2 protein-coding genes are annotated in these 862 nt (G+C 56.6%); one reads left to right on the top strand and one right to left on the bottom strand.

What is annotated here, in order from left to right:
• The coding region (locus DD606_RS25785) for an enterochelin esterase domain-containing protein (protein ID WP_129259566.1) at positions 1 to 420 on the bottom strand (420 nt) is incomplete at its 3' end.
• Positions 421 to 566: 146 nt separating this feature from the next.
• On the opposite strand from DD606_RS25785, the gene DD606_RS25780 reads away from it, so the two are divergent.
• The coding region (locus tag DD606_RS25780) for a TonB-dependent receptor plug domain-containing protein (protein WP_176691532.1) at positions 567 to 862 on the top strand (296 nt) is incomplete at its 3' end.

The raw sequence follows: 862 nt of genomic DNA, 5'->3' as shown, positions 1-862 counted from the left end.
CCCGCCGCGCCAGCTTTGCGGATTCAGCGGGTCGGACACCGCGTGCGGCAACAGTTTACGCCAGCCTTCGCGCAGCGCCATGCGGTCCGGCTGCTCGCCTTCAAACACTGCATCGGCAAAATCGTTTTCGTTATCGGAGGGGATAAAACAGTAGCTGCCGCGCCATTCGGGGCTGAACTCGCCCTGCCACTGCCAGACGTCGGTATCCGGGACACGTTCAAGGGATTGCGGACGGGCATTTTGATGGTGATCGGTCACGCCGGTGACGTAGAGCCAGACGCGTTTCACCGTCGAGGTTTTCTGCGTTCCCGCCGGGTCCCGCCACCAGAATGTCACGCGATAGTTTTCCTGATGACGTTCCCGTTCCGGCCCGTTTTTCGCCTGCCACCACGCTTCACTTCCGGTTGTTAACACCGTCACCCTTATAACCCCATGTTTAACAGTCTTTTTTGTTTCAGAGCAAATTTTATTGATAATATTATTGATAACTATTTGCATTTGCAATAGCGTAATGCCCGCGCTGTGGGAAGCGCGCTCATTAAATAACCATAAAAGCGGGACGTACAATGAATAAGAAGATTCACTCTCTGGCCTTGCTGGTCAATTTAGGGATTTATGGTGTCGCGCTGCCCGCCATGGCAGACGACAACACCGCCTCCGCGCAGCACGAAGACACCATGGTGATCACTGCCGCCGAGCAGAATTTGCAGGCGCCGGGCGTGTCGACCATCACCGCCGATGAGATCCGCAAAAACCCGCCAGCGCGCGACGTGGCGGAAATCATCCGCACCATGCCGGGCGTTAACCTGACCGGCAACTCCACCAGCGGCCAGCGCGGGAACAACCGTCAGATTGACATTCG

This window comes from Enterobacter cloacae complex sp. GF14B, assembly GCF_004136805.1.
GTDB classification, from domain to species: domain Bacteria; phylum Pseudomonadota; class Gammaproteobacteria; order Enterobacterales; family Enterobacteriaceae; genus Enterobacter; species Enterobacter hormaechei_C.
This window is presented reverse-complemented; position numbering and strand designations above follow the sequence as displayed.